This window comes from Pseudomonadota bacterium, from assembly GCA_018823285.1.
Classification (GTDB): domain Bacteria; phylum Desulfobacterota; class Desulfobulbia; order Desulfobulbales; family JAGXFP01; genus JAHJIQ01.
Map to the genome: position 1 here is coordinate 59,123 of JAHJIQ010000007.1, position 24,457 is coordinate 83,579.

18 protein-coding genes are annotated in these 24,457 nt (G+C 52.4%); 9 read left to right on the forward strand and 9 right to left on the reverse strand.

Annotated elements, in window-relative coordinates; all coding sequences use genetic code 11:
- Nucleotides 1-3 precede the first annotated feature (3 nt).
- Nucleotides 4-1,518: a B12-binding domain-containing radical SAM protein gene (locus KKG35_02235; GenBank protein ID MBU1736936.1), complete on the forward strand. Its 1,515-nt coding sequence runs from the start codon at nucleotides 4-6 to the stop codon at nucleotides 1,516-1,518.
- Here KKG35_02235 and KKG35_02240 read toward each other — a convergent pair.
- Nucleotides 1,469-2,545, reverse strand: a complete 1,077-nt coding sequence (locus KKG35_02240; protein MBU1736937.1) for a radical SAM protein — start codon at nucleotides 2,543-2,545, stop codon at nucleotides 1,469-1,471. The two genes, KKG35_02235 and KKG35_02240, sit on opposite strands and share 50 nt — an antisense overlap.
- Before the next feature lie 6 nt (nucleotides 2,546-2,551).
- Nucleotides 2,552-3,574 (reverse strand): glycosyltransferase, encoded by a 1,023-nt coding sequence (locus KKG35_02245; GenBank protein ID MBU1736938.1) that lies wholly within the window; start codon nucleotides 3,572-3,574, stop codon nucleotides 2,552-2,554.
- Nucleotides 3,575-3,884: 310 nt separating this feature from the next.
- On the opposite strand from KKG35_02245, the gene KKG35_02250 reads away from it, so the two are divergent.
- The 4 genes from KKG35_02250 to KKG35_02265 all read left to right on the forward strand — a co-directional run bounded on the left by KKG35_02250 (nucleotide 3,885) and on the right by KKG35_02265 (nucleotide 8,027).
- The gene (locus tag KKG35_02250) at nucleotides 3,885-4,856 is read left to right on the forward strand and encodes a hypothetical protein (GenBank protein MBU1736939.1); all 972 of its coding nucleotides are present in this window, start codon (nucleotides 3,885-3,887) and stop codon (nucleotides 4,854-4,856) included.
- Nucleotides 4,857-5,200: 344 nt separating this feature from the next.
- Entirely contained in the window at nucleotides 5,201-6,952 is a 1,752-nt protein-coding gene (locus KKG35_02255; protein ID MBU1736940.1) for a putative sulfate exporter family transporter, read from the forward strand.
- 56 nt (nucleotides 6,953-7,008) lie between these two features.
- Nucleotides 7,009-7,347, forward strand: coding sequence for a hypothetical protein (locus KKG35_02260; GenBank protein MBU1736941.1), 339 nt, complete (start codon nucleotides 7,009-7,011; stop codon nucleotides 7,345-7,347).
- 95 nt (nucleotides 7,348-7,442) lie between these two features.
- Complete coding sequence (locus tag KKG35_02265; GenBank protein ID MBU1736942.1) at nucleotides 7,443-8,027, forward strand: NF038143 family protein; 585 nt, start codon at nucleotides 7,443-7,445, stop codon at nucleotides 8,025-8,027.
- A gap of 121 nt (nucleotides 8,028-8,148) precedes the next feature.
- Here the strand turns inward: KKG35_02265 and KKG35_02270 are convergent, their stop codons facing one another.
- The 5 genes from KKG35_02270 to KKG35_02290 all read right to left on the reverse strand — a co-directional run bounded on the left by KKG35_02270 (nucleotide 8,149) and on the right by KKG35_02290 (nucleotide 14,097).
- Entirely contained in the window at nucleotides 8,149-10,413 is a 2,265-nt protein-coding gene (locus tag KKG35_02270) for an amino acid permease (GenBank protein MBU1736943.1), read from the reverse strand.
- A gap of 92 nt (nucleotides 10,414-10,505) precedes the next feature.
- Nucleotides 10,506-11,105 carry a mechanosensitive ion channel family protein gene (locus tag KKG35_02275; GenBank protein MBU1736944.1) on the reverse strand — a complete coding sequence of 200 codons (600 nt, stop codon included), beginning with the start codon at nucleotides 11,103-11,105 and terminating at the stop codon, nucleotides 10,506-10,508.
- A 51-nt stretch (nucleotides 11,106-11,156) separates the two neighbouring features.
- Nucleotides 11,157-11,831 (reverse strand): acetate--CoA ligase family protein, encoded by a 675-nt coding sequence (locus KKG35_02280; protein MBU1736945.1) that lies wholly within the window; start codon nucleotides 11,829-11,831, stop codon nucleotides 11,157-11,159.
- On the reverse strand, nucleotides 11,824-13,191 hold the full coding sequence (locus KKG35_02285) for a CoA-binding protein (GenBank protein MBU1736946.1): 1,368 nt from the start codon (nucleotides 13,189-13,191) through the stop codon (nucleotides 11,824-11,826). Before KKG35_02285 ends, KKG35_02280 begins: the two co-directional genes overlap by 8 nt.
- Nucleotides 13,192-13,236: 45 nt before the next feature.
- The gene (locus tag KKG35_02290) at nucleotides 13,237-14,097 is read right to left on the reverse strand and encodes a GGDEF domain-containing protein (GenBank protein ID MBU1736947.1); all 861 of its coding nucleotides are present in this window, start codon (nucleotides 14,095-14,097) and stop codon (nucleotides 13,237-13,239) included.
- Between the two features lie 313 nt (nucleotides 14,098-14,410).
- Here KKG35_02290 and KKG35_02295 point away from each other — a divergent pair, with 313 nt between their 5' ends.
- The 4 genes from KKG35_02295 (at nucleotide 14,411) to KKG35_02310 (ending at nucleotide 22,440) form a co-directional block, all read left to right on the forward strand.
- The gene (locus tag KKG35_02295; protein ID MBU1736948.1) at nucleotides 14,411-18,412 is read left to right on the forward strand and encodes a translocation/assembly module TamB; all 4,002 of its coding nucleotides are present in this window, start codon (nucleotides 14,411-14,413) and stop codon (nucleotides 18,410-18,412) included.
- 79 nt (nucleotides 18,413-18,491) lie between these two features.
- On the forward strand, nucleotides 18,492-20,585 hold the full coding sequence (bamA, locus tag KKG35_02300) for an outer membrane protein assembly factor BamA (protein ID MBU1736949.1): 2,094 nt from the start codon (nucleotides 18,492-18,494) through the stop codon (nucleotides 20,583-20,585).
- 104 nt (nucleotides 20,586-20,689) lie between these two features.
- Complete coding sequence (locus KKG35_02305; protein MBU1736950.1) at nucleotides 20,690-22,099, forward strand: MBL fold metallo-hydrolase; 1,410 nt, start codon at nucleotides 20,690-20,692, stop codon at nucleotides 22,097-22,099.
- Nucleotides 22,100-22,170: 71 nt separating this feature from the next.
- Nucleotides 22,171-22,440 carry a LapA family protein gene (locus KKG35_02310; GenBank protein MBU1736951.1) on the forward strand — a complete coding sequence of 90 codons (270 nt, stop codon included), beginning with the start codon at nucleotides 22,171-22,173 and terminating at the stop codon, nucleotides 22,438-22,440.
- A 107-nt stretch (nucleotides 22,441-22,547) separates the two neighbouring features.
- On the opposite strand, the gene KKG35_02315 is transcribed toward KKG35_02310, so the two are convergent.
- A complete protein-coding gene (locus tag KKG35_02315) occupies nucleotides 22,548-23,495 on the reverse strand; it encodes an OmpA family protein (GenBank protein MBU1736952.1) in 948 nt (315 codons plus the stop codon).
- A gap of 373 nt (nucleotides 23,496-23,868) precedes the next feature.
- Nucleotides 23,869-24,315, reverse strand: a complete 447-nt coding sequence (locus tag KKG35_02320) for a hypothetical protein (protein MBU1736953.1) — start codon at nucleotides 24,313-24,315, stop codon at nucleotides 23,869-23,871.
- Between the last annotated feature and the right edge of the window lie 142 nt (nucleotides 24,316-24,457).

Here is a 24,457-nt window from a genome sequence, read left to right on the forward strand (position 1 = left end):
TCAATGAAATGCTTGCTGATCATTCCTGCCTGGCAACCGGAAGAAATTTTTCCGACCAGAACCGCCGCATCCCAGATCAATTACTGGCAGCCTCTGGGGACGCTCTATGTTGCTTCTGCTTTGCAGCAGGCAGGCCATGAGGTGGCGTTTCTGAACGGGGCCTTTCTGACCCGTGCGGAAATCCTCAATGCGGTTGGTCTGGCTAGGCCGGAGTTTGTCGGACTCTACTCTACCGCTTTCGGCTGGCCGAAAGCGATGCTGGCAGCGCAGGAGATCAGGGAGATTCTGCCCGAGGTGTTTATCGCAGTGGGCGGACCGTATCCGGTTGCGGTCCGGGAAAAATGTCTGGAGGATTGCCCGGATGTCGATGCGGTGGTCACCGGTGAAGGTGAAGTGACGGTGGTCGAAATGGTCAACCGTTTTGCGGCGGGCAGGGATCTGGCCGAGGTCGCCGGTCTCGTCTGGCGGCTGAATGATTCAATAATCTGCAACGCTCCCCGGCCGCTCTGCACCAATCTTGACACTCTGGCTTTTCCCGCCCGGGAACTGCTTGGTGAAGCGGGCAGATATATTCCGCCACCCGCAACTTACAAGCGTAAACCGGTGGCGGTGGTCATGACTTCCAGGGGCTGTGATCACCATTGTATCTACTGCTTCCAGATGGACAGAAGGCGGAAGAGCGGGATCAGATATCGCAGTATCGACAACGTGATGGCGGAGATCGAGCTGTGTCTCTCCCAGGGCTATCGGGAGATCAAGTTCATCGATGAAACCCTGGCCGGCGATTACGACCGGGCGATGCAACTGACCACCGAGATTCATAAACGGGGGCTTGATTTCAGCTGGTTTGCCTCGGCAAGGGTCGATCAGGTTGATAAACCCCTGCTCCGGGCCTTTAAAAAGGCGGGCTGCTGGGCGATCCTGCTGGGGGCGGAGAGCGGGGTCCAGAAGAACCTTGATACGATCAGAAAGGGGATCACCCTGGAGCAGATCCGCGGGGCGGTTGCGGCGGCCAGGGAGGCCGGGCTCAAGGTCTTTACCCCGTTTCTGTTCGGTCTGCCCGGCGAGACATTCGCCGAAGGGCTCAGGACCATCAAGTTCGCCTGTGATCTCAATCCCGATGTGGCGAATTTCCATTGCCTGACACCATTTCCGGGCACCGAACTCCACGACCGTCTTGAGAAATACGGAACGGTTTCCGGGAACCTCGGCGATTATACCTATCAGGGCGCTGCGTTTACCCCGTTTACTATGGGCAGAGGCGATATCACCAGATTGCGGCGGATCGCCTTCAAATCTTTCTATTCCCGGCCGCGCTTTCTCCTCCGCCGTTTTATCGGGATCAGAAGCGTGAACGACCTGCGGGCCGCTTTCACCGGAATCCGGAGTCTGTTCTGGATCTGGCTCTCTGAGGGAGTGTTTCAGCGAAGAGGGGTTGCCGGGGAAAAGAAACCGTCATCGGCAACTATCACAACCGGAGATATTCCTTCAGCAGGGCGGGGTATTGTCCAGGGTTGAAGAGGATGTTCATCATCATGTTGCATTCGTGGGTGCAGCAGCAACCCCGTTGCCGGATGGCGGCAAGGGTGTCAGTGCTTCTCCGGTCTTCGAGAATCCTCATGAGATCATAGCCGTCGTCTCTGACATTGCCGAGTTTATCGGCAAATGATTCACACGGGTACACGTCGCCTGTTTCCGTTACAACCAGACTTAATTTTCCGGCAAGGCAGGGGAGCTGCGCTTTATTCTCGGTCGCGGTTTTATGGATCAGCCTGCGCTGGATAATGTCCTGGGCCGCCTTCAAGCGACCGCCCCTGAAGCGGTATCCACCATCCTGCGAATTTTTCATGTTGGTTGCGAGAAGTTCCACGGCGTTTTTGTACTTGTCCGGATCGACTGTTTTCAGAGAGCTTTCCGCCACCTCGCCTCTGATCAGGGAAATAGTGTGGACCCTGATCTGCTTAAGGTTCTGAACCAGCCGGATCGTTTCCTCTATCCGGTCCTGGTTTGTCGCGCAGAACACCGTGTTGATCCCCAGCTCGAAATGGGCATATTGACTTAAAAGCGGTGCGAGAGACTCATAACAGGACAGCACCTTTTTATAGGCCCCCGCGACACCACGTAACGCATCATGGATTTCTTCCGGCCCGTCCAGCGAGAGTTTGACCGTGACCACACTGTCCGGGCATCTCTTGAGGATAGCTTCCGTGTCGTGGTAGATCTTTTCCGGCAACAGACCGTTGGTCGGCAGCAGGATAATCGCGGGTTTGTTCCGGCGGTAGAAAAGTTCCGTTATTGCAACAAGCTCGTCGCGCAGAAATATTTCACCGCCTGAAAATGCGAGCCAGAGCAGAGTGCCGAGGGACGAAGAGATCTGCTCGATTTCCGGCAGGGAAAGCTCTCTGCCGGAGCTGATGTGGTCCCGTGAGAGATAAAAGCAGAAAGGGCAACGGGCGTTGCAGCGGCGGGTCAGAAAAAGAGTGAGATGGACTGGTTTTCTCTTCAGGAAAATAGAATCGATATGTCTGAAAGGGGAATAGGGCATGTTCGTTCACGAAGAGGTCTGCCCGCGGAAGGCGATGCCGGTGAGGGCGCCCGCCCCCACGGCCAGCGGATAGAGGAGGGTGAAATAAGATGCGGCACCAAGGGCCAGCTTCATTCCGCCGGTGGCATGAAAAAGTTCAAGCATTCCCTGGCAGACCAGCAGGTTGATAAAGAGCGGGACCAGAAGGGCTGCCGGGGGAATTGCGTCGGGCATGAGCAACCAGCCGACGGCGAGAAGGGCGAAGACGTGGAAGAGAATGACGGAGATCTTCAGTTCGAATGAAGCGGTGCCGGAATCGGTCAGCAGATCTTTGTGCAGGAGTGAATATCTGGTCCAGAACTTGGCCTTCCGGTAACCGTTGGCCATGGAGCTCGCCAGGGAAAACCCGAAGAAATGGCGGACCAGAATTTCCGGACGCATCCGTAATCGGCAGCCCTGTTGTTTGAGTCGGTGGCTGAATTCCACATCTTCGAGAATGGGCAGGAAATCCTCTCGAAACCCGCCTGAGTTCCGGAACGTCGAGGCGTCAAGGGCCATGGCGTGGGTTGCGATATAATCCGGATTTTCTGGATTCTTCAGTTCGGAATAATGGATGAACACCGACTGGAACAGGCTGAAGAAACCGGGGTCATGCGGTCTGCAGGTATAAGTGCCGCCGATGATGGTGTGAGGTTCCGCAAGGAGAACCGCCTGCTCCGCCAGGGTCAGGGTTTCGGGCAGGACCAGGCAGTCGCTATCGGTGAAGAAGAGGGTCCGACCGCGGCTGTTCCGGGCGCCCAGGTTTCTGGCCGCCGCGGCACCGCCATGCGCGTCCATTCTGATCAGACGGCAGGGGTATTCCTTGATTATGGCGACGGAGTTGTCGGAGGAGCAGTCATCGACCACGATGATCTCATAAGAGTCATGGTGTGAAGCGAGGAGGGCCTCCAGGCAGAGAGCGATGGTCTCGGCGCCATTGTGGTTGGGAACAATCACTGAGACCCGGCATTCCCCGGCGATTTCTTTTTTTATGTGAACTGGATCCGTCATTTTTCTAGCGGTGCCCTGCTCTCCGTTCTATCGTTCTGGCCGGTTCCGGCCATCTCTTTTTCTCATGTTGTCCGATTTGGGACAATCCTTCTCACTAAAATGCCTGTAAGGCTGTAATTCCACGAAATCAAGAGTGGTATGCATATTGCTACATTCAAGTTGCGTACCTGAAATCCCGGAAGATCTGGAAATGATGAAAAACAGATCCATATCATCTTTAGGGCAACCCAATGGAGGAAAGTTTATGAAATTGAAATTGAAAGTGTTGTTAACAGTCACGGCGTTTGTGATTACTTGTGCTGGAACCGCTATGGCAGCCCAGTGGGCCAACCCGGAACTTCTGGTTGATGCTGCGACTGTAAAGGAAAATATCGACAAGCCGGACTGGGTGGTGGTCGATACCCGCGAGCTTAAAGATTATGTACAGGGCCACATCCCCGGGGCGATCAGTCTCGGCAAGCCCGGCAAAAGCGCTTTTCGTGATCCGACGGCCAGGGTGTTTCAGGATGTCGGCAAGTATGAAAGCATGCTGGGTAAAGCGGGTATCGGCAACGATACCCATGTGGTTTTCTATCATGGTGATCTGAAGACCCTGAATGACGCCACGGTTGGTTTCTGGGTCATGGAATATCTCGGCCATGATAAAGTCCATGTGCTTGATGGCGGTCTCGAGGCATGGCGGAAGGCGGGGAACAGGCTTGACAAGGAGCCGACCATCAAAGCGGCCACAACCTTCAAGGCCAATGTCGTTCCAAGCCGCTACGCATCAACCGCTGAAATAGTCGCAATTGCCAATGGCCAGACCAAGGGGGTCCAGCTGATCGATTCACGGACGGAAAAGGAGTATGACGGCAGTGATATGCGCGCGTTGAACGGCGGCCATATCCCGGGTGCGGTGAGTATTTCCCATCTGACCACCCTGGTCAAGGTGAAAGACACAAAGACCGGCAAGATGAAAGAGACCGATGTCTACACCGCTGACTCAACGGGAAAACTCTTTGACTCTTTCGACAAAAACAAGCGAACCATCGCCTATTGTCAGACCGGAACCCGTTCCACCCTCACCTATCTGCAGCTCCGGCTGATGGGATTCAAAGAACCCGCCAATTGGGACGACTCGTGGCGGGTGTACGGTTCCGACTTGCATGCTGCGAACCTTATCGAGGCACCTAATGGCGTCCAGTGGTACAATTTCGACAAGGTCAACAAATCCATAAAGGATCTGGAGAAAAAGGTAGAGGCATTGGAGGCACAGGTAAAGAAATTGTCGGGAGGAAAATAAGGCAGTAAATCAATAAGGGTGAATTTGATTATGGTATCCCTGCTTTTTTTGCTTTTCCCTAACAGTTATTTTGCAAAAATTAAATTGTTTACTAGCCACACTCTGTGGTAGACGTATTCTGGTAATCATTGATTCTTGAGCATCAATGACTGCATGGGAACGTGTTAGCGGCACACTGGTATTCTTGCCTGGGCTATTTGAGCCGGAAAGAATTTGAAAGAATTTGAAAGAATATGGCTATGAAAAAGCAGCTGAGGAGGAGAAGGTTAATTTTTACCGGATTGCGTTGAATGAGTGGGCAATTGTATGCAGTTAACAACTAACATAAAAAGTGGAGAAATACCATGGCGCAAAAAGATGCAAATGTTGTTGTTGACAGCGGCCAAAGCCGCTGGTCGGACCTCTGGACCAAAGAAGATTATCTGGCTATCTGGCTCGGCTTTATAGTTGTTGCGGTGTGTCTGGTTGCGTATCTGGGATATTATCCGAAAGCAGATTACACCCAGAAGATCGATGCCGCAAAACAGATAAAAACCACTGAAGCGAGCCGGGCCCCATTCAAAACCATTGCCTGGCACAAAGCTGCCGGCGATGCAAAAAAACTTAAAGCCTCCAAAGACATGGCCTTTGGCAAATTCATATCCCACTGGACGAAACACCCCGGTTCATGGAAAACGAATCCGCTTGATGCCTTTATCATGACGGAAGCGCAAGCCAATGCCAAGAATGAAAAGGCGATGCCCGCCTATGAAGAGGCAAAGGCAAAAGCTGCAGCAAAATTGAGCGAGGCCAAGTCGGCCGAAGACGCTGCCGCCGGCGCCTCCTTTAAGGATCCGGCCCTCAATGATGCCGCCAAGGCCAAAATTGCCGACTGGCAGGCGGCAGAGAAAAAATCCTCATCTGCAAAAGCAAAGACAGCCAATAAACCTTACAACTACATCCCAACCCTGATCGGTCTGTGCGTTTTCATGATCATTTTCTTTGGTATCGGAGTGGCGATGATGGGTGAGAGTGTTCCCGGTTTTGGTACAGGATTCGTTGTCGTTTTCCTGGTTGCGGTATTGGCCTACATGCTTGGGGGGCAGTCCATTTCCAAGCAATATGGTTTTGGGGCGGAAGCATGGGCTGTTTTGCTTGGTATGGTGATTGCCAACACGATGGGCACACCCAAGTGGGCGCTGCCTGCCTGTAAAGTGGAGTTTTTTATTAAAACCGGACTCGTGCTGCTTGGTGCGGAAGTCCTCTTCAGCAAGATCATGTCCATAGGCATTCCCGGAATTTTTGTTGCCTGGGTGGTTACCCCGATTGTTTTGATAGGTACTTTTATTTTCGGGCAGACGGTTGTCAAGATGCCTTCAAAAACGCTCAACATTGTTATTTCCGCCGACATGTCGGTCTGTGGTACATCGGCTGCGATTGCGGCAGCCGCAGCCTGCAGGGCGAAAAAAGAGGAGCTGACCCTGTCCATCGGCCTGTCCCTGGTCTTCACCGCAATCATGATGATTGCCATGCCGGCATTCATCAAGGCAGTCGGGATGCCGGAAATTCTGGGCGGGGCCTGGATGGGCGGGACGATTGACGCCACCGGGGCGGTTGCCGCCGCCGGGGCCTTCCTTGGTGAAAAAGCCCTGTATGTGGCAGCAACCATCAAAATGATCCAGAACGTCATGATTGGCGTCAGCGCCTTCTTTATCGCTCTCTACTGGTGCATGAAGGTGGAAGCGGACGAATGTAATCGGCCGACTGTAGGCGTTGGTGAGATCTGGCACCGTTTCCCTAAGTTCGTGATTGGCTTTCTTGCCGCATCTATCCTGTTTTCGCTTCTTGACAGTAATCTGGGGAAAGATATGAGCGGCGCTCTCATCGACCAGGGAGTTGTCCGCGGTGGAACCCGTCTTCTGCGCAGTTGGTTCTTCGCCCTGTCCTTCGCTGCTATCGGCCTTTCCACCAACTTTCGGGAACTTTCAAAATATTTTAAGGGAGGCAAGCCGCTGATCCTTTACGTTTGTGGTCAGAGTTTCAATCTGGTCCTTACTCTTACGATGGCCTATATCATGTTTTATCTGGTATTTCCCGAAATCACCGCCAACATTTAACGGTACCCGTTAAACTACTGAACCGGGGGGTATTCCTCCCGGTTCAGTTCCGGAATATGAAGCCCACAGACCACAAAAGCATGCTGCAAAGATTGCGTCTATTCTGCCTTGTTCTTGGCGCTGCACTGGTGTTTGTATATGTGTTTTTACCGTATCTGACCAACTCAGTCGGCATCCTTAAGCGGATGTCCGTTTATCTCGATGAGAATGGAATCGATCCCACCCGTTACTATTACACCGATGTTGAACAGGTTGAAGAGGCCGAACAGTACCTGCAGTCTGTCCTTGAGGTGACCAGCCGGGAGGCGGGTCTCCTCCGGCTGAGGCTGACAGGTTTTCCCGGCTCACCACTCAACCGCCTGAGGGGCAAAAGTGATTCGGGCGGCAGCAAATGAAAGCCTCCGCTCTTTCTTGATGACCCAGTTCCGCTCACTTCGGCATGATAGAGACAGAGCAGCCATCTCCGGTGGTGACGTTTATTCGAAACTCCATGGAAAATAAAAAGAATCTACTTTTCAACTACGAGCAATCCCTGGCTCGCCAGCTCGCTGGTCGGATAATCGACAAACCCGCTCCTGATATCTGGATGATATTCATCCCGATTCTTTTCGTTTTCCACATATGGAAGGTCAGACAATATTCTCATGCGGTCAATGCTTTTGTAGAGAACCATCTCACCTCAAGGCGTCGCGCCCTTGAAATCGCGTTTGAAGCCCTGCAAAACGGCAATCCGCCGACGATTGATCTCCTGGTGGAAAAAGCAGGCGATATCCCATCCAGTGCCAAACCCCTGTACCGTAAGTGGTTGTCGCTTCTTGTCGATCACTACACCGGCCTTCTGGTTGCGTCCGGAGAGAGTCATCAAGAGTTGAAGAGAGACTGTTATCGCGATAAGGACAGTTATCTGCAGTTCTGCCATGCACTCAATGAGAGTGAAAAAGCTTTTAATGCTGCGTTATTGCCCGTCATCGAGGGCGATCAACAGGATATTCACTGCATTCTCGACAGGATTAATGAGAACATTGCCGCCCTTCGGTTCCGGGAAGTTGAGGAGATTTTCGGTTCAGCCGATTGAACAGGGGGCGTGGTGGCGGAGAAAGCCGGCGCCAGCGAAAAACATTCAGGAGCCATACATTGTGCCGTTGCCCGAGATTTTTTTATTTTCATAAACTCCGGCAGGGGCAGGTGGCGGCGGGTCAGACCTCGGCAATTTCGTGGAGCTGTGAATTCACGAGGATGGTGGTCGGCATTTTATGGAGCAGTTTCTGGTAGAAGCCGTGCCATTTTTTTTCGTCTTCCTCTTCAGGGAGTTCAAAGCCGAGGAAGATGCAATCGGCGTCGGCGGAGTATTCCCGGAAAGGAATTTCAAAAGGATTATCGCAGACGATAACCTGAGGGTAAGCCTTGACCCTGGAAAGGTTGATGATCTCGGCCAGCGCTTCAGAGGCGGGGATTCTGCCTTCTTCCTTTTCAACTACCCGGAGTATTCGGATTTCGGTGTCTTCCCATTCCCAGCTTTCGGTAATCAGGTGGGCGGCAAGAAGCATCATCCCGCCGTTTTTCTTTCCCCGCCACCAGACATCTATTCTTTTTCTTCGTTGTGGAAGCGGCAACCCTTTGACTGAAAAAAGAAAGATGTTCATTTCCAGGGCGGCAGCCATCCTGAGCTGGCGGAGATATCCTAATAAATTGCCATATTCCGAAGACCAGCCGAATATCGCCACATTGGGATGGATAGGTCCGGTTTCCGTGGCCTGAAGGAGCATGGAGACGCCTTCTTCCACAGTGTTTGCCGTCACCACCGACGGAAAGGCCTCGATATCTTTCTCCTGGCAGAATTTTTCCAGCTGCTTCAGGACACCCGGTCTTCTGGGAGCAAGTTTGGTAAAATCCCCCTCAAGGATGTCCGCCAGATAGACGAGCCCGCGTTTCGCTGCGATCCAGGTCGCATATTTCACCAAGGGCTCGCGCACGGTTGGATTCCCCGAAAAAACCAGCATGGTCGGCCGCCAGTTTTTGCTGTCTTCCGGCATCCGGCTTAATCGCAGGAGGTTCTTGCGAATAGCATTATAGACAAAACCTCTTCTGGCATCGCCAAAGGCGGCAATGAGTTTTCTGGTCCTGATGTACCAGAAAAAAATTACGATAATGAGGATCGCACCCACGGCTGCAACCCAGTTAATGAGAAGGGAAACGGCAACACAGGCAAGGGAGCCGAGCAAGGCGGTTACCCAGTGATAGAATTGAAATCGCGGCCGGAATGAAGGGTTGTCGCCGAAATCCTCAATAAAGGCCGACAGGTTGATCATTCCGTAGGTGTATAAAAAAAACATGGTGATGATTGCGGCAATTGCATTTAAGGCGGCGCCTCCGGAGTCATTCCCGGCCCAGAAAAGAACCAGTAAGGTGATGACGTAGGTTAAGAGAAGCGCGCGTCTTGGTTCATCACCCTTCTTTGTTCCTTTAGCAAAGAAAAAAAGAAGCTTGATGATCCGGTCACGGGAAACAGCCTGCAGAATTCGGGGCGCGCCGAGCAGGCTGCCCAGAGCGGAAGAAAGGGTTGCGGCAACAACGCCGGCCACAACAATCCCGGAGAAGCCGAACAGAGCGTTTTCCTTGAGCAGCCCGAAGGGGTTGCTGATGAGATCGGCCCGCTCCCAGGCACCGCCACTGACGAGAATCTGGGCCAGATAAATTGCAAAGCCGACGCTCACCGCCGCCAGTGTGCCCCGGGGGATGCTGGTGCCGGGGTCTTTAAGGTCGCCGCTCATATTGACCCCTGCGGCAATTCCGGTAACGGCCGGGAAGTAAAGGGCAAAGATGCCCCAGAAACTGTATGGGATACCGGTAGAGGGTATGGCACCCGCAAAAGAATAACCAGGGGCAAGATTGGTGATAAAGCGTTCCGTGGAAAAGCCGAGAATGCCGCCGCCGAGAAAGGAGACTATCGACAGAAAGAGAATGCACATGATCACAAACTGGGTCTTGAGGGCCAGGCCTGCACCGTAATAGGCAATCAGAAAGAGTGTGGTGGCGGTTGTGAGACAGATAACCAGAAAATAAGGCGCGACTTTCGGGTAGGAAATGACCAGTGCTTCGGCAAACCCCAGAATATAGAAGGGCACGGAAAGAGCGAGGGCAAAGAAAAGGGCGATGCCGATTGCCCCGCCGAACTCAATACCAAGAGATCTTGAGATCAGATAATAAAGACCGCCACCGCGCACCTGTAAGTTTGTGCTGACAGCGGCAATGGACAGGGAGGTGGCCAGGGTGATTGACTTGGCGATCATCAGGATGATGACGGCGCCGATGATTCCCGCTTCTCCGACCACGAAGTTGGCGCGCATGAACATGATCACGCCTAGGATTGTCAGGATCGAAGGAGTGAAAACGCCTCCGAAAGTGCCGAAATTGTTTTTTACTGCTCTGCCTGGGGCTTCACTGGCTTTTATATTCGGCATTGACTGATAACTCCGATCCAGAGGAAAGAGCCGGGAATCCGGCCTGGATTTGTTTTTTTTGAGTGCCCGGTCCTGATTGGTATGCTCTCCTTTCAGCTTTTTGTTAAGGATTTGTCCAGCAGGTGTTTTTCAATGCTCTTTCTCTCCTCTCCCTTCCAGCGTTTAATCGCCTTCTGGAAAAAGATGTTGTTGGGAATGCGGATCAGTGCTTTTTCCTCATCCGGCAGGTCACCGCTTTCAAGGATCGAGGTGTACATGATATTGAAATCGACCACCTTGCCGCGAAGACCTGTGCCGCCCACCACTTCGGTGATTTCAATTTCATCACCGATCCTGTAAGGGGTGAAGAGAATAACCAGTAGGGAGCAGAGAAAATTGCTGAACACGCTCCACACGGCAATAAACCCGACGGCAATCATTGCTGCGATGGTAAGAAGCGAGGTGATGATTGATGACACCTTCACCCCGAAAAGCTGCAGGGAGAAGAGGACGACCATGACAAAGATCAGGATTTTCACGATCTTCCTGAATACCTGGGCCAGAGATTCCGAAATGGCTTCGCGCTTGTGCAGCAGTGAAAAAAAGCGGCTGAACACTAAGTAAAGGGTCAAGCCGCCGACAGTTATTAAAATAAGGGCAAGGGATTTTGGTCCCTGGCCGGCCAGTAATTCCTGTAGATTCAAACTGTTCATGATGAGCCCTTTATCCTCCTTATTTGATGCATGGCCGCTCCTGCGACCATATCACTTTAATATGATTCGCGCGTCCGCAACGTTGCACCCTTCACTTGAGCAGAAGAGGGGGTTGATGTCAATCGACGCAAAATGGTCGGCAAGCGCCATGCTCAACCGGGAAAATCTCTCAATCGTTGCAACCAGGGCCTCACGGTCCACTGCCGGGGTGCCGCGATATCCTTCAAGAAGTTTTCGACCTTTGAGCCCTGAGATCATTTTCTCTCCATCTGATTTGTCGAGCGGGGCCATGGCGATGGTGGTGTCTTTGTAGATTTCGACGGAAGTGCCGCCGATCCCGAGCAGCACAACCGGGCCGAATTGAGGGTCGTTCTGGGCGCCGAGAATAAGCTCCACCCCGGTCGACATTTTTTCCAGCAGAACCCCCAGAAAACCGGGGAGCCGTGAAAAAGTGGTGAACACCTGCCGGAGTTTTTCCAGATCGTTAATATTGACGGCAACGCCCTGATGCTCGGTCTTGTGGACAATCTCCGGAGAGACCACCTTCGCGGCGAGAGGGAAGCCGAGAGTTTCTGCCGCAGGGGTGCAGTCCTCAATTTTTTCCGCCACGATGAACCGGGGGACCGACAGGCCGCCAATCCGGCAGATTTCCTTTGCCTGGGGTTCCAGAACCCAACCATACTTGCGGGCCGAGTCGAGCATTGTAAGAATTGTCGATTTATCCATTTCTTTTCCCCGTTAAGGCTTTTGCCATCATCACCGCACTTTCGATGGAGGAGGCGACCGGCACTCTGTTCAGCTCAAACCCTTCGATGAGCATCCGGAATTTTTCCACATGGGGCACATAGGCGATCAGGGGTTTTCCCTCCCGGCGGTAGATCATGCTGATCCTGGCGCCGAGATCGGAGGAGATCCCCGGGAGATAGGGCAACAGCAGCAACAGGATGCAGTCGATCTGATCGCTTTTGCTCAGGGTTTCAACCGTTGCCTCGAAGTCATGCTCCAGGGCGCTGCCGGTGAGGTCAATCGGGTTTGCGACCGAGGCGATTCCCTTGATGCTGTCGGAGAGCACCCTGCGCAGATCCTCCTGAAGCGGGATGGGAAATTCCTCGGCGGAGAGTCCGTAAGCGGCACAACTGTCAACGGCCAGCGCCCCGTGTCCGCCGCTGCCGGAAACAATGCCGATTCTCCCTCCCGCCGGTTTCTCATAGCAGCTGAGGGCCTCGCAGTAGCTGGTCAGCTCCAGTTCGTTTGCCGCCACATAGACCCCATGCTGCTCCAGTACACTTTTGAACACATGATAATCTCCGGCCAGTGAAGCGGTATGGCTCGATACCGCCCGGACGCCTCCGGCAGTCTTGCCCGACTTTAAAACAACCACCGGTTTCGGACTGTTTTTAGCGGCGATGACGAATTCTCTTCCTTCATTTTCTCTAAATCCTTCGATATAAAAAACGATCACCCCGGTCAGCGGGTCGTGAATGAAATGATCAAGGAGGGAGAGTTCGCGAATCATGGCCTTGTTGCCGATACTGACCGCCGAGCTGAGACCGATCCCTTCGTCGGCGAATTTGACCAGAAGGTCCACCAGGATTCCGCCGCTCTGGCTCACGATGCCGACATTGCCTGATCCCGGCTGCACGGTCCGTTCGGAGGGGAGAAAAAAGGTGTCGACGTGGGCCGGGGTGAAAATCCCGAGGCAGTTCGGGCCGATGACCGGAAGATTCCCCTTTTCGGCCTCGGCAAGCATCTCCTCCTGCAGGTCATTGCGCCCCGCCTCGGCAAAACCTCCCGAGATGACGATCGCCCCCTTGACTCCGGCGGCAGCACACTCCCGGACCGTTGCCGGCACCAGATCGGCCCGGACCGCAATAATCGCCAGGTCCAGCTCCTCTTCAATATCGGTGATCTTCCGGTAGACCTTCTGACTGAGCAGGGTTCCCCCTTTCGGGTTGACCGGAAACACCTTGACCGGGTAGCGGAGCAGGTTTTTCCCGTATACGACATTTGCCGGATGCAGGTCGTTCGAGGTGGAGACCCCGATCACGGCCATGGTTCGAGGGTGAAAGAAATTGTCGAAGTTCATAGCCTGTTACCTGTTCTTGAAGGTGCGAAAAACTGAATACATACTTTATGCCATCTTCATCCGGGCGATCCGGTTTTTGCCGCTCTTCTTGACCGAGTACATCAGGTTGTCGGCAAGACTCATTACTTCCTGCATGCTTCCGGGAGGTTTCTCGCAGGTCACCATGCCGATGCTGAAGGTGACCGGCCACCCCTTCTGTTTCATGGCGGCGAGCAGACGGGTCTGCAGCTTTTCCATGGCATCTTCGGCGGCCTTGTACCCGGTTTCAACCATCAGCACGGCAAACTCGTCGCCACCGAGCCTCGTGATCACGTCGGTTTTTCTGGTGTTGCCCTCCATGAGCTGCGCCACCTTTTTCAACAGGGCATCTCCGATGTGATGGCCCAGGGTGTCATTGACCTGTTTGAAATTGTCGAGATCAATGTAGGCCAGGGTGAAAGGATGCCCGAAACGTTGAGATCGATCAATTTCACGTTCGATCTTCTCATAAAAGGCCCTTCTGTTGCAAACACCGGTTAAAACGTCGGTGTGGGCGAGGGTTTCCTCGATGGTCAATTGAGTACGATAACCGGAAAACAGCAGGCCGATAATCAGGAACAGGCCCAGACGTACAGAACCGTTCCAGTACAGGATCAGGGGGTGTGAATAGACCCTCCCGGAAAGAGTGTCGGTCATCAGCCAGGCGACGGCGGAAAGAAGGGCGATAATGACTCCCAGGCGTTTGTTGCCGTACCAGGTGCCGATGGCCAGAGGGACGACGTAGAATATGGACGAGGAGAGTTCCGGGCCTGCAAGATAATCTCCGACGCCGATCAGAAAAACCAGGGAAAGACAGAAAGTGACAATCCCTGTTTCGGAAAGTGAGCCAAGAAAATCTGTAATTTTTGTTTTTCCCCGGTGGTACATTTCGAAGGCCTTTTTTACTGTAAAGAGAACGGCGATGGCTTGAATTCAGTTTGTTTCGATTCGGTATCTGTTTTTTGTTGATATTTCTGTTCTTTATCGGTGGTCTCGGGCTGAATGAATCCTTACAGTTGACTGGAAATGATTGTCTCAGCGAAGAGGAGAATTACTGAAAACAATAGTATTGTATTATAACCCCATCCCTTGGTCAATGAAGCCTTATGGTGTTTAATGATGCGATGAACAGGAGAAGAGCAAAGTGTTTTCCTCTGCTCACTGCGGAGGCCGTGAGCGAATTTGACGAAAGGAGCCTTTCATGCGGAGATTCCATGTTGCTCGCCGTGTGGGGCTTAAATATCTGAACTATATGACAAAATTTTTCCGATGGGCAGGCTCTCTGCTCATCTTCTTCTCGCTGCTCCTTTCTCTCCTGTACCTGATCAGGGAGCCTCTGGTGTATGCGGTCATGAAAAATGTTGCGAGGCTCGCTGCCGGGAGGGGTGGGGTTGCGCTGGATATCGGTTCGATCAGCGGCAATCTGTTTTCTGAAACAAGAATGGAAAACATTTCCGTCAAACCGCAAAAAGGGCAGCCGCAGACCTATCATTTTACAGCCCGGGCGATTCAATGCCGCTATGATCTGTGGGATTTGCGTGAAGGTTTTGAGCCCTTTATCCGAGGTCTTGACTGTTCGGTGGAAGACCCTGAAGGCATGTATGATTTCAGGGGCGCAAGTACCCCGGAGCAAACATCTGACCAATCACTGCAAATCACTGTTCCGGAGGTCCTTCCCGGGCTGGAGTTGCGCAATGGCTCCGTGCTGCTGACCGATACCGGCTGGGCGGTCGAATTAAAAGCAATGAATGCCGCTTTCCGCCCCGGTGATAAAACCCATGAGCTATTGATAGAGGTCGGGGAACTCAGCGTTGTCCAGGATGAGGAAACGAAGATTGAAACAGGATTCACGGCCAGGCTGCGCTCTGCCGAGGAGAAACTGATCATTGACTCTCTTGACCTTGCAGAGCAGAAAGTCGGAGCATCCGGATGGGTAGCCCTGGGGCGGAATGGCCAGGGGTTTGCCGCCGATCTCCTCTTTGCCGAAAGCAAGCTGAGTGCAAGGGGGACAATTGAAAACGGGTTTTTAAAAACGCAGATCACCACAGAGAGTTTTGATCTTGGAGAACTGCAGAAACGATTGGGTGGCACCGGTTGGGATATTTCCGGCAAGATTCGGGGTGAGGCGGAGCTTGACTATAGCTTCCGCTCGCAGGCGGACCGTGCCGGGACTTTTGACCTGGCGTTCCAGCATGGCCGTTACAACGGCGTGGATATCAAAACCATCACTGCCGCCGGCAATTTTGCTGCCGGGGCTTTAAGAATTTCAAAGGCGGAAGCTGAAACTCGCGCCAATCGTGTCTCCATTGAAAATGTGTTCGTCCCGTTGTCCGGGGTGTCGTCGAAAACGGTGCTTGCAATTGTAGCGGAGAGTCGGGGGGAGTTTGCAGGAGAAATTGCTGATCCTGAGGGGTTGCTGAAACTATTCGGCCTCGGGGAGGAAGCGGTCCCGAAAATGTTCAGGCCGGATGTGTTGTCGTTTCACGGCAAACTGGAGAACGGGACTCTCCATCTTGAAGAGGCAAGGGTTTTGTCTCCTGACCACCGCCTCACCTGCAACAATGTGTTCATCCCGTTGTCCGGGGTGTCGTCGAAAACGGTGCTTGCAACTGTAGCGGAGAGTCGGGGGGAATTCGCAGGCGAAATTGCTGATATTGAAGAGCTTCTGAAACTATTCGGGATCTGGGATGAAGCTGCCCCGGAAACGTTCAGTAAGGATGTGTTGTCGTTGCGCGGCAAACTGGAGAACCGGGCTCTCTATTTTGAAGATGTGACGGTTGTGGCATCCGATCTCAGCGTCACCGATCTTCGTGGCGAGATCGGTATTCCGAAATCCATGGACGATCTGGAGTCGCACCGAGTCGATCTTTCCGGAAAGTTTGCAAGTGGCGACCTTGGGTTACTGGTCAGGCGATTCGGCGAGATTCCCGTTTCCGGACAGGTGGCAGGTGACGTGGAAATAAAAGGCACTCTGGGGGCGGTGCATGGAGTTGTAAAACTTGCCGGTGAAAATCTGGAGTTTGGGGAAAGGGCGCTTGGTTCCCTGGCTCTTCAGGGGGAGATTTTTCTTTTTCAGAAAAAATTCGGCAGTCTGAAAGAGGTCCGGGTTGCCCTCACCGATTTTTCACAGGAAAACAACTCCGGCAGAATCAGCCTTCAGCCTCCATTTTCCGGGAACTGGCATCCGGAAGGGTTTTCAGGGCAGGGAGCCTTCCTGGTTGATGGGCAGGGCGATCTCAGCTTGGGTATGACGAAGGATCCGGGAGGAGAGATGGCGGCAGAACTCTCGGTGCGAAATCTTAACAGTGTCGGATGGCTGGAAAATTTTCTTGATCGCCGCATCTTTTTTCACGGCGCAGATCTGAATGTGCGTTTCACCGGGTCGCGCCAAAACCCGCAAGTACATCTTGACGGAACAGTTGACAAGGCAGGGACGACAGGCGTCCCCTTTCCGCTCTCCGGGAAATTCGAACTGCGCTATTCATCCCGGGGTCTTGAAATCTCAGAATTTACCTGGGAATCCCATGAAAGGAACCGGCTCACCTTAACCGGCCATCTGCCCTATGATCCGCTGGGAGAAAAGCCGTTTCCTGATGGTGAAGTCACTTTGCTTGGGCACGTTGATTTTCCGGCCCTGGAGGACATCTCTGTATTTCTTGAGCCTTTGGGCATAGGCAAAGGGAGTCTCGCCCTTGACCTGGATCTTTCGGGATCATGGGACAAACCGGTCGGCAGGGTGCTTCTTAAAGCCGAAGGAGTTGAGCCTCCTATAGCACTGAAAGAGCTTGTGGACTCACCGATGAATCTGGTTTGTGAATTGACAGCGCAAGACGATGCCATTGTCCTGAAGTCCGCTTCGCTCGAATCTGACGACTACACGGTACGGGGAACAGGTTCCTGGCAGCATGGTATTATCTTGAAGGAATTTCTGCAGCAGGGGTGGACGGGGTTAAAGGGCGAGGTGGCAGCGGAGGCTTCGGTTAAACTGAAAGACTTGAATATTCTTCGCAAAAAAATGCCCTGGCTTCGTCGTCTTGAAGGTGATCTGCAGGGTGAAATCCATGTGGCCGGTCCGGTTGCCGGGCCCGCCATGAAAGGCTCCTTCTCGTTGCAGAATGGTGAAGCAAGCCATCAGTTTAATTTCCCGATGCTCTCGGCAATCAATCTGCAGGGTGATTTTGATGAGCAATCGATCAACATTCACCGGATGCAGGCGGAAGTGGGCGGTTCTCTGGTCAGCCTCGCCGGCAATCTCGAAAGAGGGGAGGAAACGGTTACGGTCCGCCTGCATGGCGGAGGCAAAAATATTCTCCTCTTCCGCAACAACGACATGGGGATGCGCGGAGATGTTGATCTGGATGTCTCAGGCCCGTTGGAGAAACTTGTCATCAAAGGGACGACCGGGCTTACCGGTGGCTATTATACGAGGAATATCGATTTTCTTGGCAAGATCGGTTCTGCGGCAGTACCGGTTTCGGAAGGCGGGGGCTTTCTCTTTTCATTTCCCGATCCGCCGCTGAAAGATGCGGTGTTTGATATAAAAATTACCACCATAGAACCGTTTAAAATACGAAACAACGTGATCCGCGGTGTCCTGCGGCCCGAACTTTCATTAAAAGGCACGGGGGAGCTGCCGTTTCTGGTCGGCAAGGTGTATATCGACCCCTCAAGGATCATCCTTCCCTCCGGCAGGCTGCAGATCAAGTCCGGACTTGTCCGTTTCCCCGAAGAAGATCCGGACCGGCCGCAACTCGACATCCTGGGCCAGTCGAAACTCCTGGGCTATGATATCAACGTTGTGACCAGGGGGGCCATTGACGACCCGGTGATTACTCTCAGTTCCAGCCCCGCGCTGCCCAATGATGACCTGCTCATCCTCCTCCTGACCGGTCAACCTCCCAGGCAGGAAGGCGCCGGGGTGGTCGGAAGCAAGGGGACAAGAAATGTCATGGTCTATCTGGGCAGGGACTTTCTCAATAAATGGCTGGAGGGCGAAAACGGGAACGGGGATGAATCGATTCTCGACCGTTTTGAGCTTGATTTCGGCAGGGACGTTACCAAGAGTGGGGAGCAGACGGTGGAATCGACTTTCAGGTTGACGAAGCAGGAAGCCGGCACGGGGAAGATATATTATCTGTCCGGCGAAAAAGACAAATATGATGCCTACAACTATGGGTTTAAAATGGTTTTTCGCTTTGAATAACCGGGTGTTTTTTCGGATAGCCGTGGTGTTGGTCTGCAGCATGTTTTTTTGTTTGCCGCCGGAAACGGAGGGCTCTCTTTTGCTTTCCCCGGACCAGGAGTCCGGCGCGACCGGGTTTTTCGACGGGACTCCGGGCCAACAGGAGCTGCCGCCGTATACCCTGGGGGTCAGCGGAAACGCCTATTTTTCCCAAAAAGAGCTTTTGAAATCGGCGGCCGCTGAACTGCAGAAGTTCCGCGAGAGAGGATACCGGAAGGCGGATATTGACGATGCGGCCTTCCAGATGCGTTCGGCATATCTGCAGGCAGGATTTGCTTTTGCGGCTGTTGATTATACATATGAGCAGCAAGATGGTCACGTTCAGGTGGATTTCAGGGTGGAAGAGGGGGCAAGGGTATTTGTTGAAAGAATAAACTTCAGGGGCAACAGGGAGATCCCGTCAAGTCGGCTCCTTGGTTTTTTCCGGCAATTGTCCGGGCCGCTGAGCAAGCAGATGAAGATGGTTTATAATGAGTCGGAGGTCAGGGATGCGCTGAGCGGGATACGGGAGTATTACCGGGGGGAAGGATATGTTGATGCGGTGGTGAATGCTCCGGAGCTTGCCTTTACGGCAGATCGATCAGGAGTGATTGCCACCATTGAAATTGAAGAAGGGGCAAAATATTACATTGCTGAGGTTGTGCTGCGCGGAGATCTCATCCCGGAACTGGCCCCGGAACTAGAGACGATAAAAAAAGAGTTCACCGGCAAGACCTATTATGTCCGGCGCAAGCTCTTGCTGCGCACGAGCCTTGAGGCTGTCTATGACGCGATCGGCTATGCCGATGCAGGGTTTGAAGTAACCGCCGTGCCTTTTGCGAATCCCGGCAGGATCACTCTGGCGGCGGAGATAGCAAGTGGTGAAAAGGCGAGGATTTCAGAGGTGGTCATCCAGGGGAACGCCGGAACAAGGGACTCTTTCATTCGGGACAGGGTGAAGCTGAAAGCCGGTGATATCTATTCCGAGGCCAAACGCAGGGAGAGCTTCAGGGGGCTTTTCGAATCAGGGCTTTTTGCGGGAATCAACATCGAGCGCACTCCCCGGCAAGAGGACGGCGGGAAAAATCTGCTGGTGACGGTTGAGGAGCTGCCGACCCGGGAAGTATATCTTGAACCGGGCTGGGGCTCTTATGAGGAGTTGCGTCTCGGGGTCGGGGCCTCTGAGAAGAACCTCTTCGGCACCGGTAAAAACGGGAGGGTCGAAGGCCTTGTTTCCACCAAGGGGGGGAATCTTACTGCGAGCTACACCGATCCGTGGCTTCTGCAGTCGGATATCGCCATGAATGTTCCTCTCTATTACGAGCGAAGGGAGGAACCTTCCTACACCTCCGAGGAAAAAGGTCTGTCGCTCTTCTTTTCCAGGAAATTCAGTGAAAGCCTCACTCTTGCCACCGGTTACCAGTACAAGATAATCCAGCTTTATGATCTGTCGGATGACACGGTCATCCAGAGAGAAGGGGAGGATTACAATAAAGGAACGGTCGGCATTCAGGCGGTCAGAGATACCCGGGACGATATCTTTTTTCCGGGCAAAGGATCCAGGCTGGCCTGGAATCTTGATCTTTCATTGCCCGCCTTCGGCAGCCAGATTGAGTTTGGCCGCATCACTCTGGGCGGCCGGCATTTTATGGAACTGCCGAATGAGTACATTTTCGGCCTGCGGGCAAGCACTGGGCTGATCATTCCACTTGGCAGCCAGTCCTTTATTCCGATCAGCGAGCGATTTTTCAACGGCGGAGACAGCACGGTCAGGAGTTACAAACATTCCCAGCTGGGGCCGAAGGATGAAAACAGTGAGCCGCTCGGCGGCCTGGGAAACAATGTCGCTTCCATTGAGCTGCGGAAGAGGGTGTATCGTAATTTTGCCGCAACCTTGTATGTGGATGGCGGTAATGTCTCGCCGAATCGCTCCCTGCAGGGAAAGGATTACACCTCGTATACCAACCGCTCGGATCTGCTGGATGATACCCTGGCGGATTTCTTCAGCGAATTCAAGTTCGGTATTGGTATCGGCTTTCAGTATCTTTTGCCGGTTGGCCCGATCAGGATCGATATCGCGTACAATCCCGATCCTGAAGAGATCTGGGCCGAGGATGAATGGGTCTTTCATTTCAGCCTCGGCATGGCATTCTGATTTTTCCCAACTTTGGATGTGCAGACTTGCCCGAAATCAATAAAAGTAATAGTCTGCGCAGCGCAGGTTTTTTCGAAACTTATTAAATCAAGCCAGGGGTCGCAATGAAAATCACCTTTCACGGGGCGGCGAAGACCGTCACCGGATCACAGCATCTTATCGAGGTTAACGGCTATCGCATCCTGCTCGACTGCGGTCTCTTTCAGGGCAAACGGAAAGAGGCCTTTGAGCTGAACCGGCAGGGGCCGTGTGACGGCAAGGATCTTGACGCGATCATCCTCTCCCACGCCCATATCGACCACTCGGGCAACATCCCCTGCCGGGTCAAGAACGGGTTTAAAGGTGACATCATCTGCACTTCGGCCACCCGGGACCTCTGCGCGGTGATGCTGATGGACAGCGCCTTTCTCCAGGAAAAGGATGTTGAATACGTCAACCGCAAACGGGCCAAAGCGGGGCAGAATCTTTTCGAGCCCCTCTACACCAAGGAGGATGTGGTTTCCACCATGCAGAACTTCATCGGCATGAATTATAACCGCAAACGGCAGATCTTCCCGGGGATCGAACTGACCCTGGTGGACGCCGGCCATATGCTCGGCAGCGCCCATGTGATCCTCGATATCCAGGACAATGAGACCGGCAAGCCCTGCCGGGTGGTATTCAGCGGCGATATCGGCCGTCCCGGGATCCCGATCATCCGCGATCCTGATCCTATCACGGATGGCGCGGATGTGCTGATTATCGAAAGCACCTACGGCGACAGGTCGCACCCGCCTTATCCCGAGTCGGAAAAGGAGCTGAAAAGGATCGTCAATGAAACCGTTGACCGGGGGGGCTTCCTCCTGATCCCGGCTTTTGCGGTGGGCCGGACCCAGCAGATTGTCTATGCGCTTCACAAACTCTATGAAAAGGGTGAGATTCCTAAAATACCGGTCTATGTGGACAGCCCCATGGCCACCAGGACAACCGAGATTTTCCGGCTCCATCCGGAGGTGTATGATGAGGAGATTCGTGGATTCATGCTCCAGGACCAGGGCAACAATCCCTTCGGTTTCGAAACCCTGAATTATGTTTCATCGACCGAAGAATCGAGGGAACTGAGCGCTTCTGATAAACCCGCGATTGTGATCAGCGCGAGCGGCATGATGGAAGGAGGGCGAATTCTCCATCATCTGAAAGCCCGGATCAGCGACCCGAAAAACACGATCCTGGTCACCGGCTGGCAATCGCCCAACACTCTGGGCAGAAGAATTGTCGATGGGGAAAAGGAGGTCAGAATCTTCGGTGAGGAATATCAGGTAAATGCCAAAGTGGAAGTGGTCACCGGCTTCAGCGGCCACGCCGACCGTGAAGGATTGCTCGCCTGGGCGGGCGCGATGAAGAAAAAGCCGCAGCAGACCTTTGTGGTCCATGGTGAGGTGGAGTCGGCCGAGGCCTTTGCCGGATCTCTGAAGTCGGAGCTTGGTTTTGAAGCGGTCCTTATTCCGGACCTGCACCAGAGTTTTACAGTATAATTGAGGTCGGTAAGGAATTTTCGCAGGCAACCCCGGATGCGATCATCAATTTCTACAATCAGGGAGCGAGTATGAATTTTAAACTTATTTTTATCCTGACCCTTATCGGTCTCGCGGTGTTGTTCGGGGTGCAGAATGTCGCCGTGGTCGAGATCCAGTTTCTCCTCTGGTCCTTCACCCTTGCCCGATCGATTCTCATCTTCTTTGTTCTGGCTGCGGGGATCATCATCGGCTGGCTCATGCACAGCTATACCGACTACAAGGAGAGGCACAAGACAGAGCAGGCCCCTTCCAAGCCGGCCGGAATTGAGGACGACCGGAAGGACCTCAATTCTTTCTGATTGCTGACAGGCTCATTTACCTCAAGACAAATCGTCTTGAGAAACGATCGCCCATCTGCTGCGGGGTTACGGAAGATCCCGAGTTCGTCGATCTCTGATTTCCCCCGCTACTTCAATTTCTTTACCAAACTCACTCTTCTATTTAACGCTCTCCCATCAATGGTGTGATTATTGGCTACTGGTGCCAATGGACCGGCACCATGTGCTTCTAATTGTGTGCCCGGAATGTTTAACTGTTCTTGCAAATACTTGACCACTGATTTGGCTCGTCTGAGTGATAGATCCATATTATCATCCATCTTGCCTTCATCATCTGTATGACCAACTACATAAAAAACATCGGCAGGATGCTTTTTCATATAATTACTGATTTCTGATAACGAGGCTTCTGATTCTTTTTTAATACTGGCTTGATTGGTATCAAAATAAATACCATATATTGCTACATAGCCTTCTGTTTGTATGGCTTTTTCTATTTCATCTGCCGGTAAGACTGTTGTTTGAAGTGGCTTTACCTGTGCCACATCTACACGATAATTTGGAACGTTCCACCACCCCTGGGTGATAAAGATACCTGTATAGATATCACCATTTTTGCTTTTTTGTTTTGCCGCAATATAATAGGTATGATCGCCTCTGGCTCCGGATGTCAAAGAAGCTGAATTGGAATAATTTGGATCACTTTTCAAGGGATTCATCCCATAGAGTTTTCCCGGCAATCCTGATATTCCTTCTGATTTCTCAGATTTAAATAGGATCTGAAACTTATTTTCTTTTAAATACTCCATGTATGCTGAATAGATTTCAAAACTGGTATTTTTTTCAGTGCCTTTATAGAGAGAACTTGATAGGGCACCGATTATTTCTAACTCTGTCTCTTTTCCTGTTAATAATTTGTAGGGTTGATACTCTGATGATTCATTGTGGTATGCAGATGATGACTTGACTGGGCCAACTAGCTTTTGTCCCCAATCTATTTGCTCAGATGCTGTAGCTAGTGTTGTTGCTAACAAACTCAACCCGAGTACTATTGATAACATTCTGAGTGTTAACATTACTACGCTCCTTGCTTTATGATTTTTAAGGGATAAGAAATCGCTTTTTCTGGGTTTGTAAAAAAAAATTGAGACAACCTGCCTGCCCGCCTCAAAACCATCTAACATTGTCTATGCTTAATGGGTCGCTAGAGAAGTGTCAAACCAAAATCAGTAACCCAGGGAATTCCCCTGAAGAGGTCGGTGAGTGTATCAGCAATTTATGCCGCATGCAAAGAAGCCTCGAGCAAAGAACCGCCCCGCTGGTCAATGGAGAAAATGCCAAAAGGCAAGCATGACCCTCGTCCCATGAAAATACTGACTATACAAGAGGATAATGACGCATCAGAGTTCGAAGTATTTCTGAACAAGGTCTCTGGCGAACTGGCCGCTGCTATATGTAAAAAAATTCAAGGCTATACAGAGCTTGATGACATTTATATCGGCAATTGCGGATCAGGTCGGCCAGGTGCATGATGCTGTCATCATCAACAGCCGCCGGTAGGTTCGACATGTTTTTCTGTTTTCTCCAATATGGCAGAGTGTCAGCATGGTAAAAGCGGGTTGCGCCTTTCCAGAACTCTTTGTGATCCAAGAAGGTGATCATCGCCCGTTCGTAGTGATTCGATAACTCCGACATTTTTTCAGCAAATGGGCTCAGCCCGTCACCGATCAAATGAAACTCGGCCTCATCCATAATTGCCTGGAAGCCTTTTTCACAACTCAACTCGAAAATTTCCTGAAACTCCGCATCAATCTTGTTGCGTTGCTCGTCGGGAATTTCAAGCCAGGCGGCAAACAGCTCGTCGGGTTTGGATTCCTTCGTGTCGGCAAAATCCATATTGGTAACGAGTTCCCGGTCTTGGAAATATCGGGCAAGCAAAGCATTGGGAACATGTCGGAAAAAGCTTTTTGCAGAGTAATGTCTGGCCATGAGTTCACTCCTTTTCAAAAGGAAATCATAACATTGGGATTCTGTAGGA